Raw genomic sequence first — 19,677 nt, 5'->3', positions numbered from 1 at the left:
CTAGTTTTCAAGGCGCAAACAAACGCTTTGACTGTTTGGTGATGATGGCGGAAGGGATCCACGCGTTCCCATCTCGAACACGACCGTTAAGCCTTCCAGCGTCGATGGTACTTGAACCGCAGGGTTCTGGGAGAGTAGAACGTTGCCAAACAACTGAAAGAGCCTTACCTTGGATAACTCCAGGTAAGGCTCTTTTTTGCATTTAGCCTATACTACGCCTCGTTACTAAATCATTAGCTGTATTTTCTACAGCTAATTGCTTGAATTTGCCTTGGAAAATTGAATTAAATGGAAAACATCCATCTATTGACATGGGAATTCCCCATTTTCAGCTAGTTCAACCAACATTAACGACATAAAATCCATTAATTTTGATGAAAGTGACCAAAACAGCGAAATTAACTGTACATAATCCATTAAATTGTCCAATCTCATGATTTGTAACTCGAGTTATGATGCTTTAGTTTGACTCGATTCGTGAAGTTGAGAAAGCAGATTGTGTATTGAGTTAAATAGAGGAGTGGAGCGTAGTAAGATCGTGGCGGAGATGCTCAATCGCATTGCCCTCCTTTTTATGTAAATCGCGCCGTATCAACAGCTTTTATTAAAATACTCTCGAATAAATCCCTAGGTAAGGTCAACAATAGTAAGGTTCACATAAGGCTATCGGATTTGTAGGGAGAGACATTTTAGAGCAGGACTTGTCAAAAAGAAAGGAAATGATTATAATTTAGTTAAGGTCAAAGAAAGTCAAAGTCAATTTACTTCTAGAAATCTGGGAGGCCGAATTGATGCGCAATGTATCAGAAATTATTGAACAGTATCTAAAGCATGTTCTGCAACAAAGTACGGAAGGGGCTATCGAGATTCAACGGAACGATTTGGCGGACCAGTTTCAATGCGTGCCATCTCAAATCAATTATGTCATTAGTACAAGGTTCACCTTGGAAAAAGGCTATGTGGTGGAGAGCAAACGCGGAGGTGGCGGTTATATTCGGATTCAGAAAATCGAGCTCAAGAGTCATGGATCTATTCTAGATCACATTTTCCGTACGATTCATACCCACATTGATCAAGTCACCTCAGAGGGGCTCATTTATCAATTGCAAGAGGGGCATTATATTTCCACCAGAGAAGCTAACCTGATTCGGGCAGCGATTTCCAGAGATGTATTGACCTTTAAACTCCCGCTGCGCGATGAAATTCGGGCTAAGATTCTTAAAGCAATGCTGATATCCTTGCTTAGCAGATAAGGAGGCAGATGGAATGGTTTGTCAGGAATGCGGGAAACGACCGGCGACTCTTCACTTCACGAAGATTGTGAATGGAGACAAGAACGAGTTCCACATTTGTGAGAATTGTGCCCGCGAGAAGGGCGAGATGATTCCTGGAACATCGAACGGTTTTTCGATTCACAATTTACTTTCAGGTTTACTTGATTTTGAACCATTGTCCGCGGCGAAGTCTCAGGCCATCCGCTGTGATAACTGCGGTCTTACGTACTCGCAATTCAGTAAATTAGGTCGGTTTGGTTGTGGGTCCTGTTATCAAAGCTTTTCGGTCAAACTTGATCCTCTTTTCAAGCGAGTTCATGGGAATATCGTGCATGTAGGGAAAGTTCCCAAGCGCAGTGGTGGTATCATTCAAAGCAAACGTGAAATCGATCTTTTGAAGAAAGATATGATGACCTGTATCGAGAGCGAAGAGTTCGAGCAGGCTGCCCAGATACGTGACCAGATTCGTGAGATTGAGAAGAAGATTGCGGGTATGTAAGTTTGTAAGGGAGTGTGAATCCAGTGACATTACAGCGGTTTACAGGAGATGCTTTGAGTGAATGGATGAAGGGTGAAGGGCCAGAGTCGGATATTGTCATAAGCAGTCGAATCCGCATTGCTCGTAACCTGAGAGATTATCCATATCCCATGCTCGCGACCAATCAACAATCACAGGAAGTGCTGGAACAGTTATCTGGTGTTCTTGAGAATGAAGAGTTGGAGACGATAAGCAACTTCTCGCTCATTCCACTCGCGGAGCTGAATGAGCTCGAGCGAATGGTGCTAGTGGAGAAACATTTAATTAGTCCTAATTTAGCTAACGAATCCAGGAATGGGGCCGTTATTTTAAGCGATAATGAATCGATCAGTATCATGATCAATGAAGAGGATCATCTTCGCATACAATGTTTATGTCCTGGTTTCCAGATTAAAGAGGTTTGGGATTTGGCGAACCAGATTGATGATATTTTTGAAACACAGATGGATTACGGATACGATGAAAAAAGAGGCTACCTAACGAGCTGCCCGACCAATGTCGGCACAGGAATTCGCGCTTCGGTTATGATGCACCTTCCTGCGCTGGTGCTTAGTCAGCAAATTAATCGTATTTTATCCGCAGTTACACAAGTTGGGTTGACGGTTAGAGGATTATATGGGGAAGGTAGCGAAGCTTTAGGTAATCTATTCCAAATATCTAATCAAATTACGTTAGGTCAATCGGAAGAAGAGATCATTGATAATTTATATAGTGTGGCCAGGCAAATTATAGAGCATGAACGGGCCGCGAGACATAAGCTATTACAAGAGTCTAGAATGCGCATCATTGATCGTGTGAATCGATCCCTTGGCATTCTATCCTATGCGGGGATTATGGACTCTAAGGAAGCGGCACAGCGACTGTCAGATGTACGTCTGGGTATCGATCTAGGTATCATCAACAATGTATCGTCCCATGTGCTTAATGAACTCTTGGTCATGACGCAACCTGGTTTTCTTCAGCAATATGCGGGGGAGAAGCTGAATCCGGAAGAACGAGATATGAGGCGGGCGGAACTGATTCGCGAGAAATTTGGCAGGGTATAAATAAAGTAGTAAGAAGTACGTTAAGATTCATCCTTTAGGAATTCCATAGATATACTACTTTTGGAGGTGTTCGCTATGATGTTTGGCAGATTTACGGAACGTGCGCAGAAGGTGCTTTCTCTTGCTCAAGAGGAGGCTGTTCGATTAGGACATAACAATATTGGAACAGAGCACATTTTACTAGGACTTATTCGTGAAGGTGAAGGCATTGCTGCTAAAGCACTCGTTGCGCTCGGCCTAGGTCTTGAGAAAATTCAAGATGAAGTCGAATCTCTAATTGGCAGAGGGCAAGAACAGCCGACCAACATCGCGTATACACCTAGAGCTAAGAAAGTAATCGAACTTTCGATGGATGAAGCGAGAAAATTAGGTCACACGTATGTGGGGACTGAACATATTCTGCTCGGACTTATCCGTGAGGGTGAGGGCGTAGCTGCAAGAGTTCTTAATAATCTGGGGGTTTCCTTGAATAAGGCACGTCAGCAAGTTCTTCAGCTGCTAGGCAGCAGCGAAACCGTGTCGCCTAGTCATGGTACCAATCCGAATGTGAACACGCCTACATTGGATGGTCTGGCAAGAGATTTGACTGCGTACGCCAAAGAAGGTCATTTGGACCCCGTTATCGGCCGTAGCAAAGAGATTGAGCGTGTGATTCAAGTATTGAGTCGCAGAACCAAAAACAATCCTGTACTCATCGGTGAACCAGGGGTTGGTAAAACAGCGATTGCTGAAGGCCTTGCACAAAAAATCATCAACAATGAAATTCCGGAAACGTTGAAAGATAAACGCGTTATGACGCTGGATATGGGTTCTGTTGTTGCAGGAACGAAGTATCGCGGTGAATTCGAAGATCGTCTCAAAAAAATCATGGATGAAATTCGTCAAGCCGGCAATATCGTCTTGTTCATTGATGAGCTTCACACCTTGATTGGCGCGGGCGGAGCGGAAGGCGCAATTGATGCTTCTAACATCTTGAAGCCGGCACTTGCTAGGGGAGAGCTTCAATGTATTGGTGCTACAACACTAGATGAGTACCGCAAATACATTGAGAAAGATGCTGCACTTGAGCGTCGTTTCCAACCGATTACGGTAGATCAACCATCACCTGAAGAAGCTGTTCAAATTCTGTATGGCTTGCGTGATCGCTATGAAGCGCATCACCGTGTGAAAATTACAGATGCTGCGATTCAAGAGGCTGTAAAGCTGTCGGATCGTTACATCACGGATCGTTTCTTACCGGATAAAGCGATCGACTTGATCGATGAAGCGAGTTCCAAAGTAAGATTGCGTTCTTACACGACACCACCTTCCTTGAAGCAGCTTGAAAGTAAGTTGGAAAACATCCGTAAAGAGAAGGATGCTGCCGTTCAAAGCCAAGAGTTCGAGAAAGCAGCAGGTCTTCGTGATACGGAGCAAAAGCTTCGCGAAGAGCTAGACTCGACGAAGAACGAGTGGAAAGAGAAACAAGGTCGTCTGGATACAGAAGTAACTCCAGATGATATTGCACAAATTGTAGCGAGCTGGACGGGAATTCCGGTAAGCAAGCTTGCTGAGGAAGAGACTGACCGTTTGCTCAAAATGGAAGATATCCTTCATGAGCGTGTCATTGGACAAGAAGAAGCAGTTAAAGCTGTGAGTCGTGCGATCCGCCGCGCAAGAGCAGGTCTGAAAGATCCGAAGCGTCCGATGGGTTCCTTCATTTTCTTAGGACCAACGGGTGTTGGTAAAACCGAGCTTGCACGTGCACTAGCAGAATCCCTCTTCGGAGATGACAACGCCGTTGTTCGTATCGATATGTCCGAGTACATGGAGAAGCATTCAACTTCCCGTTTGGTAGGAGCGCCTCCAGGGTATGTGGGTTATGAAGAAGGCGGTCAGCTGACTGAGAAAGTTCGCCGCAAACCATACTCCGTTGTCCTGCTCGATGAAATCGAGAAAGCACATCCGGAAGTGTTCAACATCCTGTTGCAAGTGCTAGAGGATGGTCGTTTAACGGATTCCAAAGGTCGTACCGTTGATTTCCGTAATACGCTAATCATTATGACTTCCAACGTAGGCGCGGACATGATTAAGAAAAACTCCTCGCTTGGTTTCACAGCTGCACTTGATGCTGGAAGAGACTATACGAATATGAAAGACAAAGTTATGGGCGAGTTGAAGAAAAGCTTCCGTCCCGAGTTCCTTAACCGAATCGATGAGATCATCGTATTCCACTCTTTGGATGAAGCACACATTGCACAAATCGTTAGCTTAATGGCTGATGATCTGCGCAAGCGTCTGAAAGAGCAAGAGGTTGATTTCTTGTTAACGGATAAAGCGAAGATGTTCTTGGCCAAGGAAGGATTTGATCCAACCTACGGTGCGCGTCCATTACGCAGAGCGATTCAGAAGCATATAGAAGATCGCTTATCGGAAGAATTGCTGAGAGGTAATATTTCCAAAGGTGATTCACTCACGATTGATGAGAATGAAGGCGAACTAGTTGTTCTTAAGGGCGAAGGCGTCTCATTAACGAAATAAGAGAAAGTGAAGAAGCATTTCACTTCATCCGATGAGGGTGGAGTGAGATGCTTTTTATTTAAGTCTGCAGTATTTCTAGATAAACGCTCTCGTTCTAACTGGACGGTGTAGTCGTTTATTTTGTTTCAGCACTTTCATGAGATACATAAAAATGGTAAACTTTATTGGTAAGGATAGCCAAAAAGGATATCCCCATGTTAAGGAGCAACTTCTTCTATGAGTAAACAAAAAACCAAATTTAGCTGTCAAGAATGCGGCTATGATTCACCGAAATGGATGGGGAAATGTCCAGGTTGTCAGTCATGGAATACGATGGTGGAAGAAGTTGAAACAGTCGTTCGTACGCAGGGTATGACATCTTCGATCCCCAAAACGAAAGAAAAAGCGATCCCCATCATACATATAGAAAGCAGCTCTGAACCGAGAGTTGTCACAAGCAACAAAGAATTAAACAGGGTCCTGGGTGGAGGTATAGTCCCTGGGTCACTTATCCTCGTTGGTGGAGATCCCGGTATCGGGAAATCAACCTTGCTTCTGCAAACGTCCTTCGAACTCACACAAGCCCAGCAAAAAGTCCTTTATATATCAGGAGAAGAATCCATTAAGCAGACCAAGCTTCGTGCCGATCGCTTAAATGCGTCATCTCCGCTGCTATACGTATTATGTGAGACGAACCTTGAACTGATCGAGGAAGCTATACAAGAAACGAATCCTGATTTTCTCGTCATTGACTCGATCCAAACGGTATTTCACCCGGCGATTACTTCGGCGCCTGGAACCGTATCGCAGGTTCGAGAATGCACAGGCCATTTTATGAGAATAGCTAAGGGTAAGGGAATTGCAACGGTCCTTGTCGGGCATGTGACGAAGGAAGGGGCAATAGCGGGGCCTAGAATGCTAGAGCATATGGTCGATTGTGTTCTCTACTTTGAAGGGGAGCGGCACCATTCCTATCGTGTGTTAAGAGCGGTAAAGAACCGTTTTGGCTCAACAAATGAAATTGGTATCTTTGAAATGCAAGAGGTTGGTCTCGTAGAAGTTAACAACCCATCGGAGTTGTTTCTATCGGAAAGGCCACTTGGTGTGGCTGGTTCTGCTGTTGTTGCTAGTATGGAGGGGACACGTCCCGTCTTGGTGGAGATTCAAGCACTCGTCTCCTCAACGAATTTCCCTTCTCCGAGAAGGATGGCGACAGGTGTAGATCACAATCGTCTTTCCTTAATCATCGCAGTATTAGAGAAACGCATGGGCATGTTCTTGCAAAATCAAGATGCTTATCTCAACGTGGCAGGTGGGATCAAGCTGGATGAACCAGCGGTGGATCTGGCGATCGCCATTAGTATCGCATCCAGTTTCCGAGATCAACCGACACAGCCATTTGATGTTGTGTTCGGTGAAATCGGTTTAACAGGAGAAGTCCGCGGCGTATCTCGGATTGATCAACGTGTGAAGGAAGCAGAGAAGCTTGGTTTCCGTAGAGTGATTATGCCAGAGAAAAGTTTGAAGGGGTGGACACATCCGAAAGGCATGGAGATTATTGGGGTAAACACGGTGGCTGAGGCATTGAAAGCGGCGCTGGGTTAGCGTGAGTTCTGCAAGCTATAAGCCTTCAGGAGGAAAATGATGAGTAAAGAAGAGATGAAACGCGATGTGATGAGCCAATTGCTCCAACTGGTAGCACCTGGTACACCATTTCGTGATGGTTTGGAGAATGTCTTACGCGCCAAAACAGGTGGACTGATCGTTGTAGGCTTCAGTTCCGAGGTAACAGAAATCGTGGATGGTGGATTCTCCATCAATTGCGACTTCTCGCCTAACTATTTGTATGAGCTTGCCAAAATGGATGGTGCGATTATCCTCAGCGAGGACATCAAGCGCATCCTTTATGCGAACACCCAATTGATTCCAGATTCTTCTATTTCCTCATCTGAGACGGGGATTAGACACCGAACAGCGGAGCGTGTGGCGAAGCAAACGAATAAATTAGTTGTTTCCATTTCACAGCGGAGGAATGTCATTACGCTATATCAAGGTAATTTAAGATATGCACTGAAGGATATCGGAGTCATCTTGACCAAAGCGAATCAAGCGATTCAAACATTGGAGCGATATAAGGTTGTATTGGATCAATCCCTTACGAATCTGAGTGCATCGGAGTTTGAGGAACTAGTTACCTTGCATGATATTACCAATGTCATTGCCAGATTTGAGATGGTGTTACGCATCAAAGCGGAAATTAATCGTTATATTAACGAACTTGGCAATGAAGGACGATTAATTAGCATGCAATTAGAAGAACTTGTTGGGAATGCGGAACTTGAAGCGCGTTTGCTCGTAAAAGATTATGTAAGAGAATTATCAGAAGAAAGAGTCAAGGAGATGCAGGCTGGTTTGAAGCGTCTGTCATCTGATGAGCTGCTAGAGCCCCAGCAAATTATTCGCTTGCTAGGGTATTCTCATACCAATTCGATTGCTGAAGAGCCAGTCTCCCCACGTGGCTTCCGCATTTTAGGCAAAATTCCGCGGTTACCATCCATCATTATTGGTAATCTAGTGGAGAAATTTGGCTACTTGCCACACATGATGATGGCGACGATAGAGGAATTGGATGAAGTTGACGGAATCGGAGAAGTGAGAGCCCGCGCCATTAAGGAAGGTCTCAAAAGAATTCAGGAACAAGTGTTCATTGACAGACATATTTAAAGTGGATACAATCATAAAGTATCATTGTTAAGGTTTTATGTAGTCAAGTTTAGGGTATAGTAAATCCAGAGGTGGACAAAAACATATGTTAACAAAATCAATTCCCAGTCTCTTTACAGTAGGGAACTTATTCCTAGGCGTACTATCGATTATCCTAGCCTTCAGTGGAGAACATGGCATCGCTGCCGTTCTTGTCATTGTCGCTATGCTATTGGATGGACTCGATGGACGTGTTGCGAGAGCGTTGAACGCTCAAAGTGAGTTCGGTAAAGAATTAGACTCCTTATCCGATGTGATCTCTTTCGGTGTCGCTCCTGCTTTCATCATGTATGTAGTTGCATTTAACGATCCTACCGTCATTAGCCCAGCTTTTGCTTGGATTGTCACAGCGATCTTCCCGATCTGTGGAGCGTTGCGGTTAGCTAGATTCAATGTTGTTGCCGGTACGCCTGGCTATTTCATCGGTTTACCGATTCCAGCAGCAGGCGGTGTTCTTTGTACGTTAGCTCTTTTCGTGAACGATATTAACGTATATGTACTTCTCGTAAGTACAGTTCTATTGTCATACTTAATGGTCAGCACAGTGAAATATCCGAACTTCAAAAAGGCGGGTATTCCTAAAGCAGCGATTTGGATTACGCCAATTATCGTTGCAGCAGCTATTTTGATTGCAATCAAATGGCCTGAGTCCATTTCCAAAATGATTTTCGTACCGCTTTTGATGTACGCGCTTTACGGCCTAAAAAAAAACGTTGATGGATACTTCATTCGTCTCCGTAATCTTCGCAGAAAGAACAAAAGACGTGGCGTAGATGACACGAATTCAGTGAAATCTGACGTGTAAGCACATTGTTCGAAAATAAAAAGCATTTATTTTCTCCTGATCTTCAGGAAGAAAATAAATGCTTTTTTTTGTTTTCATCATCATGACATGTTGAATAGGCCCAGTGTTGTACATTTCTTTGATTCATTCTCAACGACTTGCTCCAAATTAATATCAAGAATGTTACTTAGCGCAGACATGTAGAAGAGATTTCTGCCTAATTCGCTACTAACAACCTCAATGCATTGCTCACATAAGTGACCAGATACATGGGTGCCTAGAACATCCTTAGCCTCATCCAAGGTCATCTCTGGATGATACTCTTGCTTAGCTGCATGAACCTGGATACATCCACATTCAGTAATGGATTTCACCACGGAACGGTTGGCAGCTGCGCCTGACTGTTGAAATTTGGATAAGACATCAAGCAGACTGCGGTGACGGAGTAACAATTCAGACACTTGATCTTGAAACTGCTTTAATGTCAAGGAGCTCATTCCATCCACCTCTGGTAGGTTGGTAACTTCCATTTCATTATAATGGATGCCCTCTAATATTTCAATTTTCCGACGAAAGAAGTGATTAACGTTGCATAAATTGGAACATAATTGTAATAAGGCTTACAATAAACGGTTACACCGTCCTCTAAGGACGAGTGCGTTTATCCAAAAATTTAGCCGAAGTATATGTGACACATATACGGTCTACAATTTCAAAAAAAGTTGATGCAGGAGGTGAATCTGTGATGAAGAAATGGGTACAAATCATTTTAGCCATCATGGGTGGCAGTTTAGGTTATAGGTGGAGCGATTCGTTCCTACAAACGACGGATGTGACAAGTCAAGCAGGACAAGTATTTTGGATTAATAGTTTATGTGCAGTAGGAATGTTTTTGATTTCAGCGTGGGTAGCTAACGTCGGCATGAACTTGCTGATGAGAGGTGAACGCAATGTCACGGATATTCCCGTGTCGGATTTACTATCTGGTACGTTAGGACTMGTGATTGGGCTATTGGTTTCAGTCATGTTATTTCCCGTGCTGGAACAGGCCAAATGGGCAGGGCCATTCTTACCTTTCCTTGTATCGGCTGTATTAGGCGTTATGGGCTTCCGTATCGGTTACAGCAAGCGGGAAGAACTTGTACAGGTCATTGCGAAGAGCAGATCTGGCGGTCCTGAGAAGCAGACGCATCGCCCGTACGAGGAACATAAGATTTTGGATACGAGCGTCATCATAGATGGCCGGATCGCAGATATTTGCAAGACCGGATTTATCGAGGGAACCCTGGTAATTCCGGAGTTCGTATTGGAAGAGTTGCAGCATATTGCAGACTCATCAGATTTACTGAAGCGAAACCGTGGGCGTCGCGGACTGGACATTTTGAACAAAATCCAAAAAGAACTTGAAGTGAAGGTCCTCATTTATGAAGGGGATTTCGAAGAAATCGCCGAAGTGGACAGTAAACTGGTGCGCTTAGCCAAAGTGCTTCAAGGGAAAGTAATTACGAACGATTTTAACCTTAATAAAGTATGTGAACTTCAAGGTGTATCGGTGCTCAATATCAACGATCTTGCGAATGCGGTGAAGCCAGTTGTCCTACCGGGAGAAGAAATTATTGTTCAAGTCATTAAAGACGGCAAGGAACATGGACAAGGTGTAGCTTATCTCGATGATGGTACGATGATCGTTGTCGAAGGCGGTCGTGATTTCATCGGAATGACGCTGGAAGTGATGGTAACGAGTGTGCTTCAGACGTCGGCGGGTCGAATGATTTTTGCGAAACCAAAACTATTGGAAAAAGCACAGTAAAACCAGTATGATAAGGAGATGTAACATAGCTCTTTCAAGTTGACTTGGGCCTATGATTACGAAGAAAGCTTTCGTTTGGAAGCGCCAAGTTGGAGGACTTATGGGGAAGCTAGGAGTTATCATCGTAGCAGCGGGCAAAGGTTCGCGCATGGGTACAGCAGAAAGCAAACAATACCTGCAACTGGGACAGAAGCCAATTCTGGTACATACCTTGCAATTATTTCAAAACATACATGAAGTGGATGAAATTATTCTCGTTGTGGGTGCTGATGATGTGAATCGCTGTAACGGCTATGTCACGAACTATGCACTTACGAAGGTAACATGTGTGCTGGCGGGTGGCGCAGAGCGGCAAGATTCCGTTAGACAGGGTCTCCAGGCCTTGCAACAGGGCACGCAATGGGTGCTTGTGCATGACGGTGTTCGCCCTTTCGTAAGGAAAGAACATATGTTCGAGTGTCTGGCAAAGGCGCAAGAAATAGGAGCAGCGGTCTTAGCCGTTCCCGTCAAAGATACAATTAAAATTGTGGATGCAGCAGATAAGCGCATTCAATCGACACCGGATAGACGAAGCTTGTGGGCCATCCAAACGCCGCAGGCTTTTCGTCTTTCTCTCCTACAGGAGGCGCATGAGAAGGCAGAGCAGGATCGGTTCATGGGGACGGATGACGCGAGTTTAGTGGAGCGTTTAGGCGCAGCCGTATACGTAGTAGAAGGGGACTATTATAATATCAAAATAACGACCCCCGAAGATTTACCTTGGGCAGAATGGATTTTACATAACGTGAGGGGAGAGGCTTAGGTATGATTAGAATAGGAAATGGATTCGATGTTCATCAATTGGTAGAAGGACGTAAGTGCATTATTGGAGGGGTAACGATTCCTTATGAAAAAGGGTTGCTGGGACACTCCGACGCGGACGTACTATTGCACGCGATTAGTGACGCGATCCTAGGCGCACTTGGTCTTGGCGATATCGGGAAGCATTTCCCGGATACAGCTGCCGAGTACAAAGATGCGGATAGCTTAGTCTTGTTGAAGCGGGTATGGCAATTGGCGAAGGAGAAGGGCTACAAATTAGGGAATGCAGATTCCACGATTATTGCTCAGAAACCAAAGATGCTGCCGTATATCCCACAAATGGTTGAAATCATTGCTGCCGCACTAGAAGCAGAGACAGATCAAGTGAACGTGAAAGCGACAACGACAGAACAGCTAGGATTTACTGGCCGTGGCGAGGGAATCGCGGCACAATCGGTTGTTTGTTTAATTCGTGATGTGATAAAATAGCAGGTATTCATGCATGGAAGATGAAAAGGGGATACAACGATGAGTCAGCCTTTACGCGTGCGTTATGCACCAAGTCCGACTGGACATTTACATATTGGCGGTGCCCGTACGGCACTGTTTGATTATCTATTAGCTCGTAAGGACGGGGGCGCATTTGTTGTGCGCTTTGAAGATACGGATCAAACGCGTCATAAGGAGTCTGGTATCGAAGACCAGTTGAATGGTCTGAGATGGCTTGGCTTAGAATGGGATGAAAGTGTGGATATCGGAGGTCCTTACGGTCCTTACCGTCAAATGGAGAGACTTGATATCTACAAGACCTACCTAGATAAACTGCTACAGAGCGGTCATGCCTATGGCTGCTATTGCTCAGAAGCCGATCTAGAACAAGAGCGTGCTGAGCAAGAGGCAAGCGGGGAAATGGGTGGCTACTCCGGCAAATGCCGTAACTTGACGCCTGAGCAAATCGCTGCGTATCAAGCGGAAGGCCGTGTGCCTTCAACGCGTTTCCGTGTGCCAGCGGATCGTATCATTGCGATCGAAGACAAGGTTCGCGAGCATGTGGAATTCGATTCCAATGGGATTGGCGATTTCATTATTGCGCGTCCAGATGGGATCCCGACCTACAACTTTGCCGTCATAGTGGATGATCATTTGATGAAAATCAACTTGGTTATTCGTGGGGAAGAACATCTATCCAATACGCCAAGACAAGTTCTGATGTACGAAGCGCTGGATATGCCGATTCCCGAGTTCGCGCATTTATCTTTGATTTTGAATACGGATCGTAAGAAGATGAGCAAACGGGATGAGTCGATCATCCAGTTTATCGAGCAATACAAAGAGCTTGGTTACTTGCCAGAAGCCGTGCTGAACTTTATTGCCTTGCTAGGTTGGTCACCTGGTGGTGAAGAAGAGATGTTCACGAAGGAAGAATTGATCGCGCAGTTTGATTTGGATCGTGTATCCAAGAGCCCGGCTGTGTTTGATATGGATAAATTGAATTGGATGAACAATGCGTATCTGAAAAAAGCTCCGCTATCCCGCATCGTTGATCTGTGCTTACCGCATTTGCGCAAAGCCGGTTACCTTGAACAAGGTGATTTGGATGCTGCTACTGGGGCATGGGTGGAGGCGCTCGTTAGCCTCAATCAAGAAAGAATGCGCTACGCGGCTGAAATCGTGGAATTGTCTGCGATCTTCTTCAAAGAGGAGCTGGTCATCGATGATGAAGCGGCTGCTGTATTGAAAGAAGAGCATGTCCCTGTTGTGCTGACTAGTTTCTTAGCTCAAGTCGAGCAAGCGGAAGCTTTCACGGTTGAAGCAATGCCGGCGCTGCTTAAAGCAGTACAGAAGGAAACAGGCTTCAAAGGGAAGCAGCTGTTCATGTCTGTTCGCTCCGCGTTGACAGGTCAAGTCCATGGACCGGATCTGAATGTGTCCCTTTTCCTACTTGGGAAAGAAAAAGTCGTTTCACGTCTTCAGAGCTTATTGTAAAGCGAGGTTCTTTTCGCTATACTTAACTCAATGAAATACGAAATGCCATGATCAGGAGAGTATGGTTAAGTGAGGATTTGTCAGAGAGGATAATCAAGGCCGTGAGGCTTTGGCTGTGAGTTATCCAATCCTTGTAATCAGAAATGCACCTGGGAGCAGCCGCGCCGAATACTCACCGAGTAGGGTAGGCGTAGCCGAAACACCCACGTTACGGGTTTGAGTTGGGAGACTTCCGAGTCACCAAGCAGAGTGGAACCGCGATAACCACGCCTCTGCAGCCTTAGGGCTGCAGGGGCTTTTTTTATTTTATACCAACATCATTCTAGGCAAGAAGGTGAGCATATGTGGTCAACGATCAAATCTGATATATCCGCCGTATTCGATAATGACCCCGCAGCGCGCAGTTGGTTTGAGGTTGTTTTTACGTATTCGGGACTTCATGCGATATGGTCGCATCGGATTGGACATTGGTTTTATACAAGAAGGATGTTTACCCTGGCTCGTATCGTTTCTCAAATAAGCCGGTTCATGACAGGCATCGAAATCCATCCAGGAGCAACAATTGGCAGAAGGTTGTTTATTGACCACGGGATGGGTGTTGTCATCGGGGAAACCTGCGAGATCGGAGATGATGTGATCTTGTACCAAGGTGTAACTTTAGGCGGAACGGGGAAAGAGAAAGGTAAGAGACATCCAACAATTGGCAATAATGTAGTTATTGGTTCTGGTGCCAAAATTCTCGGGTCCTTCCTTGTAGGTGAGAACTCGCGTATTGGCTCTAATGCAGTAGTGATTCAGGAGGTTCCATCCAATAGCACGGTTGTCACGATACCTGCCAAACTTGTGAAGCGAGACGGTGTCCGTGTGAATAGATTAGATCATGGCAATTTGCCCGATCCGATCGTCGATATTTTCCAAGAATTACAGAATCAAATTAATGAGTTGAAATTCCAACTGGAAGAAGAACGGAAGCAGAATGGAGAATTGAGGAGAACATGACACTCAAAGTATATAATACCTTAACGCGCAAGAAGGAAGAGTTTGTTCCGATTGAGCCAGGCAAAGTAAAGATGTACGTATGTGGTCCAACCGTATATAACTATATTCATATTGGCAACGGACGTCCTGTCATATTTTTCGACGTGGTTCGCCGTTATTTGGAATCGCAGCAATATGAAGTAAATTACATTACGAACTTTACCGATGTGGATGATAAAATGATTCGCAAAGCCGAGGAGATGGCGGTCTCCGTCCCTGAACTTGCTGAAACCTTTATCGCAGCTTTTTTGGAGGATATCTCCACGCTGGGTGTTCATGAGGCGACATTGAATCCACGGGTAACGGAGAACATTCAAGAAATTATCGACTTCATTGCTGCGCTTGTGGAGAAGGGTTTCGCATACGAAGCGCGCGGCGACGTGTATTATAGAACGTCGAAATTCACAGATTACGGCAAGCTCTCTAAGCAAAATCTGGAAGAACTTCAGCACGGAATTCGTGTTGAGGTGGATGAGCGTAAAGAGAATCCTCAGGACTTTGTCCTATGGAAAGCTGCGAAGCCAGGTGAGATTTATTGGGAAAGCCCTTGGGGCCAAGGTCGCCCAGGATGGCATATTGAGTGCTCCGCGATGGTGCGCAAATATTTGGGTGAAACGATTGATATTCATGGAGGCGGGCAAGATTTAACGTTCCCTCACCATGAATGTGAGATTGCTCAAACCGAGGCGGTAACTGGTCATCCAATGGCCAATTATTGGTTGCACAATGCTTTTCTAAATATCGATAATGAAAAAATGTCGAAATCACTCGGAAATGGTATTTTAATTCGAGATCTAGTTAAGCAAATTAAACCTGAAGTGTTCCGTTTCTTCATGTTATCCGCTCATTATCGGAACCCACTTAATTTCAGTGATGAGAGTTTGAAACAAGCGGCGAATGCGTTGGAACGGATTCAGAATGCTTACGATAATATGAAGCATCGTCTTGCTACAGCATCTGCTACTGGCGAAGTTGAAGCGGGAATTACAGATACACTGCAGGCCATTTCGAAACAATTTGTAGATAAAATGAATGATGATTTTAATACGCCAGATGCCATTACCGCGGTATTCGATCTCGTTGCAGAAGCGAACTTATACTTGCAACAGGAGCGGGTACATGCTGGCGCAGTGAAACTATTCATGGAACAGCTAGAAGCATTCGATGCAACGCTGGGCATCCTTTCACAACAAGGGGATGAATTGCTGGATGAGGAGATCGAGCAGTTGATCGTTGAACGCACGGAGTCACGGAAATCGAAGAATTGGGCACGCGCCGATGAAATTCGTGATTTGCTGACGGAGAAAGGGATATTCCTTGAGGACACACCACAAGGCATACGCTGGCGCCGCAAATGAATGAAATAAATCTGGATGCTGCTAACTTGTTTTCATTCCCGCCATCGAAAAGTCCGCATTTATTAAATCCGCTAGTGCTGGCGTATATTGGGGATGCGGTGTATGAAGTCTATATCCGACAATATGTCATCTCAGGGGCGAATCATCGCCCTAATCATTTGCATAAAGCTTCAACAGGTTTTGTGTCTGCCAAAGCCCAGTCCAAATTATTGACAGCCTTGATGCCCACACTATCGGAAGAAGAAGTAGACATCGTGAAGCGAGGGCGTAATGCCAAATCAGGAACGACAGCCAAAAACGCGGATGTGCTGGAATACCGGCACAGCACCGCGTTTGAGTGCTTAATCGGATATTTATATTACAAACAATCCTTCGAGCGATTGAAAGAGATATTAGATTTCACAATTACGTTTAATCATCAACAGAAATAGACAAGCATTCGCACGTATTTTAGGAGGAATTAGGATGGATGAAGACATTATCGGCGGGAAGCACTCCGTATTGGAGGCGCTTCGTGCTGGACGGACAATTAATAAAATATGGATTGCCGAAGGTGCTCAGAAGCAATTCGCTGGACCGATTGTGGCAGAAGCGAAAAATCTAGGCATTATTGTCCAATTTACGGACAAGCGTAAGTTGGATCAAATGGCAGAGGGACTCCAACATCAAGGTGTCGTTGCACAAGTTGCAGCGTATGCCTACGTGGAAGTTGAGGATATCTTAGCCAAGGCGAAAGCGCTCGGGCAAGAACCGTTCATTTTAATACTCGATGAAATTGAAGATCCGCATAACCTAGGATCCATTCTACGTACAGCAGATTGTACGGGGGTTCACGGTGTGATTATACCGAAACGACGTTCCGTAGGGTTAACGGCAACAGTTTCCAAAACATCTGCGGGCGCAGTTGAGTATGTTCCGGTCGCACGTGTGACGAATATTTCGCAAACGATTGAGCAATTAAAGGAACAAGGTGTTTGGGTTGCAGGTACGGATGTTACTGCTGCTCAAGATGTCTATAAAGCCAACTTTACGATTCCGATTGCCCTAGTTATTGGAAATGAGGGTAAAGGTGTGGGTCGACTTATTAAAGAAAGATGCGACTTCTTAGTCAAGCTGCCAATGGCCGGACATGTTAATTCATTGAATGCCTCCGTTGCCGCGGGTGTATTGATGTATGAAGTGGTAAGACAGCGCAATAAGAGCTAAATGGGATGGAACAGATCCTAATTGTAGATGGTTACAACATTATCGGCGCCTGGCCTGAGTTAAGTAAATTAAAGGATACTGATCTGGAAGGTGCACGTGACGGTCTGATCCATATGCTTGCAGAATTTCAATCCTTTTCAGGTATGAAGGTCTATCTCGTTTTTGATGCCTACATGGTACCTGGACTGGGCAAGAAATATGTGCAGAATAAACTGGCTGTGCTTTATACCAAGGAGAAGGAAACCGCAGATGAGCGAATCGAGCGATTGGTTACGAATCTGATGGGAAGGCGTAAGGAAATATTCGTAGCAACGTCGGATATGATTGAGCAGCATGTCATATTTKGCAAKGGAGCGCTCCGCATGCCCGCGAAAGAATTGCTAGTGAAAATTAAACAGAATCGTAAAGAGGTTCGTGAACGCATTGTACCGGAGACGACAACCAAACGAAATCCGTTCGGAGCCAAGCTGAGTGACGAGATGAAAGCGAAGTTAGAACGATGGCGAAGAGGGGAGTAAATCCTCCAAATGCTAGAAATGGTGGGGTTCCCCGTTGACGGTGTGAGATTTCATCATGTATACTTAACCTAACTTTTATAGTGAAATCTGGGTAGTCTTGCAGGCCGGAGGGATTGTTGGTGAGTGTCGACCTCAAAGAACTGAGAATGTATGATTATGACCTCAAGCCAGATGAAGACATTGTCGAAGCAGTCCGTGAAGGCAGTAGCGAAGCTTTGGAATATCTTATCAACAAGTATAAGAATTTTGTTCGTGCCAAAGCACGCTCTTATTTTTTGATAGGTGCAGACCGAGAAGATATTGTGCAGGAAGGCATGATAGGTTTATATAAATCTATCCGCGACTTCCGAGGAGACAAGCTTGCTTCATTCAAAGCCTTTGCTGAACTGTGTATCACGCGGCAGATCATCACGGCAATTAAGACAGCAACTCGTCAAAAGCATATACCTCTTAATTCCTACGTATCACTGGATAAGCCCATCTATGATGAAGATTCTGATCGTACACTGCTCGATGTTATTAGCGGCTCCCGGGTAACAGATCCCGAGGAATTGGTTATTAATCAAGAAGAGTTTACGGGACTTGAAGATAAAATGGGAGAGATTCTAAGTGACTTAGAGCGTAGAGTGCTTATGCTCTATCTCGATGGCAGATCCTATCAAGAAATTGCTGTGGATCTCGATCGCCATGTGAAGTCAATTGACAATGCTCTCCAACGTGTTAAGCGCAAGCTTGAGCGGTATTTGGAAGTCAGAGATTTGTAGAAACGCCCGTGCCGCATGAGCTGTACGGGTGTTTTTCTTTCTTAGTATGTTTAGTAACCCTCGGGAGAGCCTATACTGGTGATACTCTTGCATTTGTGAGACTTCTACCTTGACACTCGGGGGACAGTTGTGATAAAGTGTTTCAGGTAGCCCTAAAAGTCGCTTTCTTTTTGATGCGCTTAGAAGGGCTTTAATTAGAAAGTGTCTGTAGGAGGTGTACATCATGCGGGTCATCATCACATTAGCGTGCACAAATTGCAAACAAAGAAACTATGCATCCACTAAAAATAAGCGCAACAATCCCGACCGTATTGAGTTGAAGAAATATTGCAAATTTTGCAATGAACATACTGCTCATCGCGAGACTAGGTAGTTCTTTGGAGGTGTAGTTTGTGGCGTTCTTGGCTAGAATGAGACAAAGCTTCGGATCCACTTTTTCCTTCTTCACCGACAGTTGGTCAGAACTCAAAAAGGTCAAGTGGCCAAGTCGCAAAGAGATGACTACTTATACGCTTGTCGTTATAGGTACAGTAACTTTTGTTGCTATTTATTTTTTTGTGCTGGATCTAGGAATTTCTGAGTTGCTGCGCCTTGTTTTTAAATAAACAGGACTATAGGTGAATTTATTCATGGAAAAAAGATGGTACGTCGTACATACCTATTCAGGGTATGAGAACAAAGTGAAAGCCAACTTAGAGAAGCGCGTTGAGTCTATGGAAATGACGGACAAGATCTTCCGTGTGCTTGTGCCTATGGAAGAAGAACTGGTAAACAAAGACGGCAAGAAAAAAGTCGTTATGCGTAAAGTTTATCCAGGGTATGTTCTCGTGGAAATGATTCAAACGGACGATTCTTGGTACGTAGTACGTAATACGCCAGGAGTAACTGGATTTGTAGGTTCTACAGGATCCGGCTCTAAACCAACTGCATTGTTACCTGAGGAAGTTGAATCGATTCTGAAGCATATGGGTATGGAAGAACCGAAGGAAGTAATTGACTTCGAACTGAAAGAAACCGTACGCGTCAAGGTGGGTCCATTTGCAAACTTTGTTGGCTCTGTCGAAGAGATTATTGCCGATAAGGGCAAACTGAAGGTACATGTCAACATGTTCGGAAGAGAAACACCGCTTGAACTCGATTTCGACCAAGTGGAAAAGCTCTAAGAGCATGACAACCAAAAGGCTCTACCAGGTCTATTCCTTGGGATAGACCTACGTTAGTGGGAACGCATTAGTTTCCTGAATAGCGAGGCTTTGATTCGTCGAAGACTCCTATATTACTGCAAGGAGGTG

Annotated in this window: 21 protein-coding genes and 1 rRNA gene; 21 read left to right on the top strand and 1 reads right to left on the bottom strand. The window is 44.8% G+C overall.

All coding sequences use genetic code 11. The features are described 5' to 3' along the window. Positions 1 to 34 precede the first annotated feature (34 nt). The 8 genes from rrf (at position 35) to pssA (ending at position 8,925) form a co-directional block, all read left to right on the top strand. Positions 35 to 151: ribosomal RNA gene (rrf, locus tag AB4114_RS29545) — 5S ribosomal RNA — on the top strand. A gap of 640 nt (positions 152 to 791) precedes the next feature. Then, positions 792 to 1,253 (top strand): CtsR family transcriptional regulator, encoded by a 462-nt coding sequence (locus tag AB4114_RS29540; protein WP_056618373.1) that lies wholly within the window; start codon positions 792 to 794, stop codon positions 1,251 to 1,253. Positions 1,254 to 1,266: 13 nt separating this feature from the next. Continuing rightward, positions 1,267 to 1,773, top strand: a complete 507-nt coding sequence (locus AB4114_RS29535) for a UvrB/UvrC motif-containing protein (protein WP_056618372.1) — start codon at positions 1,267 to 1,269, stop codon at positions 1,771 to 1,773. A 23-nt stretch (positions 1,774 to 1,796) separates the two neighbouring features. Then, positions 1,797 to 2,858: a protein arginine kinase gene (locus tag AB4114_RS29530; protein WP_171632703.1), complete on the top strand. Its 1,062-nt coding sequence runs from the start codon at positions 1,797 to 1,799 to the stop codon at positions 2,856 to 2,858. A gap of 75 nt (positions 2,859 to 2,933) precedes the next feature. Next, complete coding sequence (clpC, locus tag AB4114_RS29525) at positions 2,934 to 5,378, top strand: ATP-dependent protease ATP-binding subunit ClpC (protein WP_056618369.1); 2,445 nt, start codon at positions 2,934 to 2,936, stop codon at positions 5,376 to 5,378. 216 nt (positions 5,379 to 5,594) lie between these two features. Then, positions 5,595 to 6,962 (top strand): DNA repair protein RadA, encoded by a 1,368-nt coding sequence (gene radA, locus AB4114_RS29520; protein WP_441991609.1) that lies wholly within the window; start codon positions 5,595 to 5,597, stop codon positions 6,960 to 6,962. Between the two features lie 39 nt (positions 6,963 to 7,001). Continuing rightward, on the top strand, positions 7,002 to 8,081 hold the full coding sequence (gene disA / locus AB4114_RS29515) for a DNA integrity scanning diadenylate cyclase DisA (protein WP_082595602.1): 1,080 nt from the start codon (positions 7,002 to 7,004) through the stop codon (positions 8,079 to 8,081). 85 nt (positions 8,082 to 8,166) lie between these two features. After that, positions 8,167 to 8,925 (top strand): CDP-diacylglycerol--serine O-phosphatidyltransferase, encoded by a 759-nt coding sequence (gene pssA, locus AB4114_RS29510; protein ID WP_056618353.1) that lies wholly within the window; start codon positions 8,167 to 8,169, stop codon positions 8,923 to 8,925. An 80-nt stretch (positions 8,926 to 9,005) separates the two neighbouring features. Here pssA and AB4114_RS29505 read toward each other — a convergent pair whose 3' ends face one another. Further along, entirely contained in the window at positions 9,006 to 9,401 is a 396-nt protein-coding gene (locus AB4114_RS29505; protein ID WP_056618352.1) for a hypothetical protein, read from the bottom strand. Positions 9,402 to 9,646: 245 nt separating this feature from the next. On the opposite strand from AB4114_RS29505, the gene AB4114_RS29500 reads away from it, so the two are divergent. The 13 genes from AB4114_RS29500 (at position 9,647) to nusG (ending at position 19,548) form a co-directional block, all read left to right on the top strand. Next, a complete protein-coding gene (locus AB4114_RS29500) occupies positions 9,647 to 10,714 on the top strand; it encodes a PIN/TRAM domain-containing protein (protein WP_441991608.1) in 1,068 nt (355 codons plus the stop codon). A gap of 100 nt (positions 10,715 to 10,814) precedes the next feature. Continuing rightward, positions 10,815 to 11,516, top strand: a complete 702-nt coding sequence (gene ispD / locus AB4114_RS29495) for a 2-C-methyl-D-erythritol 4-phosphate cytidylyltransferase (protein ID WP_441991607.1) — start codon at positions 10,815 to 10,817, stop codon at positions 11,514 to 11,516. Between the two features lie 2 nt (positions 11,517 to 11,518). After that, on the top strand, positions 11,519 to 12,004 hold the full coding sequence (gene ispF, locus AB4114_RS29490) for a 2-C-methyl-D-erythritol 2,4-cyclodiphosphate synthase (protein ID WP_441991606.1): 486 nt from the start codon (positions 11,519 to 11,521) through the stop codon (positions 12,002 to 12,004). Between the two features lie 39 nt (positions 12,005 to 12,043). Then, complete coding sequence (gltX, locus tag AB4114_RS29485) at positions 12,044 to 13,501, top strand: glutamate--tRNA ligase (protein ID WP_441991605.1); 1,458 nt, start codon at positions 12,044 to 12,046, stop codon at positions 13,499 to 13,501. Positions 13,502 to 13,843: 342 nt separating this feature from the next. Next, positions 13,844 to 14,500 carry a serine O-acetyltransferase gene (gene cysE / locus AB4114_RS29480; RefSeq protein WP_056618342.1) on the top strand — a complete coding sequence of 219 codons (657 nt, stop codon included), beginning with the start codon at positions 13,844 to 13,846 and terminating at the stop codon, positions 14,498 to 14,500. Then, on the top strand, positions 14,497 to 15,897 hold the full coding sequence (gene cysS / locus AB4114_RS29475) for a cysteine--tRNA ligase (protein WP_441991604.1): 1,401 nt from the start codon (positions 14,497 to 14,499) through the stop codon (positions 15,895 to 15,897). The genes cysE and cysS overlap by 4 nt, the downstream gene beginning before the upstream one ends. Then, complete coding sequence (locus tag AB4114_RS29470) at positions 15,894 to 16,328, top strand: Mini-ribonuclease 3 (RefSeq protein WP_441991603.1); 435 nt, start codon at positions 15,894 to 15,896, stop codon at positions 16,326 to 16,328. Before cysS ends, AB4114_RS29470 begins: the two co-directional genes overlap by 4 nt. A gap of 34 nt (positions 16,329 to 16,362) precedes the next feature. Continuing rightward, positions 16,363 to 17,103 carry a 23S rRNA (guanosine(2251)-2'-O)-methyltransferase RlmB gene (rlmB, locus tag AB4114_RS29465; protein ID WP_056618335.1) on the top strand — a complete coding sequence of 247 codons (741 nt, stop codon included), beginning with the start codon at positions 16,363 to 16,365 and terminating at the stop codon, positions 17,101 to 17,103. A gap of 5 nt (positions 17,104 to 17,108) precedes the next feature. Further along, a complete protein-coding gene (locus AB4114_RS29460; RefSeq protein ID WP_441991602.1) occupies positions 17,109 to 17,621 on the top strand; it encodes an NYN domain-containing protein in 513 nt (170 codons plus the stop codon). Positions 17,622 to 17,740: 119 nt separating this feature from the next. Continuing rightward, complete coding sequence (gene sigH, locus AB4114_RS29455) at positions 17,741 to 18,385, top strand: RNA polymerase sporulation sigma factor SigH (RefSeq protein WP_028557511.1); 645 nt, start codon at positions 17,741 to 17,743, stop codon at positions 18,383 to 18,385. Positions 18,386 to 18,608: 223 nt separating this feature from the next. Next, positions 18,609 to 18,758, top strand: coding sequence for a 50S ribosomal protein L33 (gene rpmG, locus AB4114_RS29450; RefSeq protein WP_079418041.1), 150 nt, complete (start codon positions 18,609 to 18,611; stop codon positions 18,756 to 18,758). A 19-nt stretch (positions 18,759 to 18,777) separates the two neighbouring features. Further along, positions 18,778 to 18,990 carry a preprotein translocase subunit SecE gene (gene secE / locus AB4114_RS29445; RefSeq protein ID WP_047683213.1) on the top strand — a complete coding sequence of 71 codons (213 nt, stop codon included), beginning with the start codon at positions 18,778 to 18,780 and terminating at the stop codon, positions 18,988 to 18,990. Positions 18,991 to 19,014: 24 nt separating this feature from the next. Further along, positions 19,015 to 19,548 (top strand): transcription termination/antitermination protein NusG, encoded by a 534-nt coding sequence (gene nusG, locus AB4114_RS29440; RefSeq protein ID WP_028557509.1) that lies wholly within the window; start codon positions 19,015 to 19,017, stop codon positions 19,546 to 19,548. Positions 19,549 to 19,677: the final 129 nt, after the last annotated feature.

It is taken from the genome of Paenibacillus sp. 2RAB27, from assembly GCF_052115445.1.
GTDB lineage: Bacteria > Bacillota > Bacilli > Paenibacillales > NBRC-103111 > Paenibacillus_E.
The sequence above is the reverse complement of the archived record's forward strand: the minus strand, read 5'-3'. Positions and strand labels throughout refer to the sequence as shown.

Excerpts from the sequence above, each read along its gene's own strand:
- AB4114_RS29470 (WP_441991603.1), top strand. The coding sequence starts at position 15,894 with ATGAATGAAATAAATCTGGATGCTGCTAACTTGTTTTCATTCCCGCCA.
- rlmB (WP_056618335.1), top strand. The coding sequence starts at position 16,363 with ATGGATGAAGACATTATCGGCGGGAAGCACTCCGTATTGGAGGCGCTT.
- cysE (WP_056618342.1), top strand. The coding sequence starts at position 13,844 with ATGTGGTCAACGATCAAATCTGATATATCCGCCGTATTCGATAATGAC.
- nusG (WP_028557509.1), top strand. The coding sequence starts at position 19,015 with ATGGAAAAAAGATGGTACGTCGTACATACCTATTCAGGGTATGAGAAC.
- gltX (WP_441991605.1), top strand. The coding sequence starts at position 12,044 with ATGAGTCAGCCTTTACGCGTGCGTTATGCACCAAGTCCGACTGGACAT.
- rpmG (WP_079418041.1), top strand. The coding sequence starts at position 18,609 with ATGCGGGTCATCATCACATTAGCGTGCACAAATTGCAAACAAAGAAAC.
- radA (WP_441991609.1), top strand. The coding sequence starts at position 5,595 with ATGAGTAAACAAAAAACCAAATTTAGCTGTCAAGAATGCGGCTATGAT.
- disA (WP_082595602.1), top strand. The coding sequence starts at position 7,002 with ATGAGTAAAGAAGAGATGAAACGCGATGTGATGAGCCAATTGCTCCAA.
- AB4114_RS29540 (WP_056618373.1), top strand. The coding sequence starts at position 792 with ATGCGCAATGTATCAGAAATTATTGAACAGTATCTAAAGCATGTTCTG.
- cysS (WP_441991604.1), top strand. The coding sequence starts at position 14,497 with ATGACACTCAAAGTATATAATACCTTAACGCGCAAGAAGGAAGAGTTT.
- clpC (WP_056618369.1), top strand. The coding sequence starts at position 2,934 with ATGATGTTTGGCAGATTTACGGAACGTGCGCAGAAGGTGCTTTCTCTT.
- ispF (WP_441991606.1), top strand. The coding sequence starts at position 11,519 with ATGATTAGAATAGGAAATGGATTCGATGTTCATCAATTGGTAGAAGGA.
- pssA (WP_056618353.1), top strand. The coding sequence starts at position 8,167 with ATGTTAACAAAATCAATTCCCAGTCTCTTTACAGTAGGGAACTTATTC.
- AB4114_RS29535 (WP_056618372.1), top strand. The coding sequence starts at position 1,267 with ATGGTTTGTCAGGAATGCGGGAAACGACCGGCGACTCTTCACTTCACG.
- AB4114_RS29505 (WP_056618352.1), bottom strand. The coding sequence starts at position 9,401 with ATGAGCTCCTTGACATTAAAGCAGTTTCAAGATCAAGTGTCTGAATTG.
- ispD (WP_441991607.1), top strand. The coding sequence starts at position 10,815 with ATGGGGAAGCTAGGAGTTATCATCGTAGCAGCGGGCAAAGGTTCGCGC.